General features: G+C 47.7%; 3 protein-coding genes and 1 pseudogene. 2 read left to right on the top strand and 2 right to left on the bottom strand.

Going from position 1 to position 3,179, the window contains the following annotated elements; all coding sequences use genetic code 11:
• Positions 1–19: 19 nt before the first annotated feature.
• Together STRDD11_RS04665 and STRDD11_RS04660 are read right to left on the bottom strand one after the other, a co-directional pair.
• Positions 20–2,152 carry a Tex family protein gene (locus tag STRDD11_RS04665; protein WP_128835864.1) on the bottom strand — a complete coding sequence of 711 codons (2,133 nt, stop codon included), beginning with the start codon at positions 2,150–2,152 and terminating at the stop codon, positions 20–22.
• 167 nt (positions 2,153–2,319) lie between these two features.
• Complete coding sequence (locus tag STRDD11_RS04660) at positions 2,320–2,784, bottom strand: TM2 domain-containing protein (protein ID WP_206512676.1); 465 nt, start codon at positions 2,782–2,784, stop codon at positions 2,320–2,322.
• Between the two features lie 148 nt (positions 2,785–2,932).
• On the opposite strand from STRDD11_RS04660, the gene STRDD11_RS13580 reads away from it, so the two are divergent.
• Positions 2,933–3,076, top strand: coding sequence for an SPJ_0845 family protein (locus tag STRDD11_RS13580; protein ID WP_164828378.1), 144 nt, complete (start codon positions 2,933–2,935; stop codon positions 3,074–3,076).
• Positions 3,073–3,179, top strand: a pseudogene (locus STRDD11_RS04655) (permease); the annotation flags it as partial. The gene STRDD11_RS13580 and the pseudogene STRDD11_RS04655, both read left to right, overlap by 4 nt.

The raw sequence follows: 3,179 nt of genomic DNA, 5'->3' as shown, positions 1-3,179 counted from the left end.
CGAAACCTGCTTAACATAATCAGTTAGATTCATTTGGTGCTATCAGGGAGAGGTTGACCTTCTCCCGCTCCACATCTAGTTTGTCCACCCAGACAGTGACTAAATCACCAACTGATAAGAGCTGGCTGGGGTGCTTAATATAGTCCTTGCTCAGCTTGGAAATATGGATGAGACCGTCCTCGTGAATACCGATGTCAACGAAGGCACCGAAATCAACGACATTGCGGACAACGCCCTCCAGCTTCTGGCCGATACGCAAATCGCGGATATTGAGCACATCCTGCCGCAGAACCGGCGCATCGAACGAGTCACGCAAATCGCGGCCGGGCTTGAGCAGATCAGCAATAATATCCTTGAGAGTCTCCTGACCGATGCCCAGCTGGGAAGCCAGCTCTTCTACCTTGACGGCCTTTAATCTGGCCTGAGCGGCTGCATCCAGCTGGCGGATGTCCAGCCGTTCAAACAGACGAGAGACAGCCGGGTAGCTCTCTGGGTGAACACCAGTATTATCCAGCAGATTGTCGCTTTCGGGAATGCGGAGGAAGCCGGCAGCCTGCTCAAAAGCTTTAGCACCCAGACGGGGGACCTCTTTGATCGCCTCCCGTGAGGTAATCAATCCTTCGGTCTCCCGGTACTTGACGATATTTTCAGAGATGGTTTTATTCAGTCCGGCAACATGGGCCAGCAGGGCCGGGCTGGCGGTATTGATATTGACCCCGACCTGATTGACCACTGTATCCACTACGAAATCCAGACTTTCCGTCAGTTTCTTCTGGCTGACATCATGCTGGTACTGGCCGACTCCGATGGACTTGGGATCAATCTTGACCAGCTCTGCCAGCGGGTCCTGCAGGCGGCGGGCAATAGAGATAGCCGAACGCTTCTCAACGGTCAAATCCGGAAATTCGTGCCGGGCCAGCTCACTGGCAGAATAGACCGAAGCTCCGCTTTCATTGACGATGACATAGCTGACCTGCGGATGCTCTTTCAGCACTTGGGCTACAAAAGCCTCGCTCTCGCGGCTGGCTGTGCCATTTCCAATAGCGATAATTTCTACTCCGAACTGACCAATCAGCTGAGACAGTTCTTTCTTAGCTGCCTCAATCTGGGCCGGTTTTGCCGGCGGCACCGGATAGATGACCTGTGTCGTCAGCATCTTGCCGGTCGCATCCACCACAGCCAGTTTGGCTCCGGTCCGAAAGGCTGGGTCAAAGCCCAGAACCACGCGCCCCTTCAGAGGTGCAATCAAGAGCAGGCTGCGCAGATTGTCCGAAAAAAGCTGAATAGCCCCATCCTCTGCTGCCTCTGTCAGCTCGGTGCGGATGCGGCGTTCCATAGCAGGAAGGATCTTCTTTTTGACCGCCTGCTGAACGGCTTCCACTATGTAGTTATTTTTAACCTTGAAGCGCACTTCAAAAAAGCGAATGATTTTATCTACATGATGCTCAAAGCCAACCTTGAGAATCCCCAGCTTTTCTCCGCGGTTGAGGGCCAGCGTGCGGTAGCCCTGCATGGTTGCGACTTTTTCAGAAAAATCATAGTAAATCTGAAAAACCTGCTTGTCATCCAGATCCCCGTCTTTAACCTTGGAATAGATAGCAGAGTTGGTCTGGATTTCATGATAGGTCCAGGCCCGCAGCTTGGTGTCTTCTGAGATGGCCTCGGTCAGAATATCCACCGCTCCGGCCAGAGCCGCCTCAGCTGTCGGAAAGGCCTCACTCGTAAGTTTCTCAGCTTCTGCCTGCAGATGAGACGCATCCTGCAGGATGAGCCGGGCCAGCGGAAAGAGACCCGCTTCACGCGCCAGAGTCGCCTTGGTCCGGCGTTTTTCCTTATATGGCAGGTAGAGTTCTTCAATATCGGCCAGCTTTTCAGCCGCTTCAATCTCCGAGCGCAGCTGGTCTGTCAGCTTGCCCTGCTCCTCAATCTTGGCCAGAACCACAGCCTTGCGCTCAGCCAAAACCGTCAGGCTCTTATCCAAGTCAATGATGGACTTAATCTGGACCTCATCGAGGTTGCCTGTTATTTCCTTACGGTAGCGGGCAATAAAAGGAATGGTATTGCCTTCGGCGGTCAATTCCAAAACTTTAGTAATCTGACTTTCTTTAATGCCCAGTTCCTGAGCGATTTTTGCAATAGTTATATTTTCCATATCGGCTCTATTATACCATAATAAGTTTGAAACTTAGAACTTTTTACAACTATTTAGTGACAGTTTAAGAAAAGTTTCAGGTAAGGCGGTGAGGGAGAGAGGACGACAGTTTCGAAGCTCATTTTAGGAATAAAAAATGCTGAAGAACTTCTCCAGCTTTTCTATCCTTATACAAAAATATTTCCATTGGCATCCGCAGGCCTCAGCAAGGCTGAAATACCTTGGAACAGACTCACGATGGTAGGAATACCTGTCCAAGAAAAAATCAGATACATAAAACCTGAACCGATCTTTCCAGCATAGAACTGATGTACACCAAAAGTCCCCAAAAAGATAGCCAAGAGAGCATAAACCATTTTGTTTACGAGCCGCCCCTGACCAGCTCCGTAAACTATCTGACTTTGGCTGTTATTATTTTCGTTGACAATATTGATATTGATTTTATCCTGCAAGTTATCCGCTGTCGTTTGTCTTGAACGATGAACAATAATTTCTTCTCCGGTATCATAGACTTCTACAATTTCTCCAGAAGCAGGTTCAAAGTCCAAATTTGAACGCAGAACTTTGATGACAGATGAGTCATCTTTTGCAATTGTAACTTCCGACTCAGTTACTTTGATAATTTTAGCCATAATAATCTCCCAACTTTTTCTCAACTTTAATTATATATATATATCACTTGTCAAGTGCTTTTCTGACTTTTTTCTCACGTTTTTAAATATCATTTTTTCCTTTTTGGTAGTATAATGGAACTAAATAATTTTTGAAATGAGGTTTTTTATGGCTATTAAATTTACCAAATCCGATGACTTGGATAAGATGTTTGAAGAGTTCGCAACCTTGCCCAAGGTAGAAAAGGTTGAATTTCCGGAGGATGAAAAAGATAAGAAAAAAACGCAAGATCAGAAGGCTGACAAAAGATGAATTTCTTTTCCCAGCTGCCGGACAGCGTCCTGCAGGCAGGAGCCATCTTTCTATCCATTATCATTGAGGCCCTGCCCTTCGTCCTGATTGGGAGCATTATCTC

It is taken from the genome of Streptococcus sp. DD11 (genome assembly GCF_001578865.1).
GTDB classification, from domain to species: domain Bacteria; phylum Bacillota; class Bacilli; order Lactobacillales; family Streptococcaceae; genus Streptococcus; species Streptococcus panodentis.
This window is presented reverse-complemented; position numbering and strand designations above follow the sequence as displayed.

Excerpts from the sequence above, each read along its gene's own strand:
- STRDD11_RS04665 (WP_128835864.1), bottom strand. The coding sequence starts at position 2,152 with ATGGAAAATATAACTATTGCAAAAATCGCTCAGGAACTGGGCATTAAA.
- STRDD11_RS04660 (WP_206512676.1), bottom strand. The coding sequence starts at position 2,784 with ATGGCTAAAATTATCAAAGTAACTGAGTCGGAAGTTACAATTGCAAAA.
- STRDD11_RS13580 (WP_164828378.1), top strand. The coding sequence starts at position 2,933 with ATGGCTATTAAATTTACCAAATCCGATGACTTGGATAAGATGTTTGAA.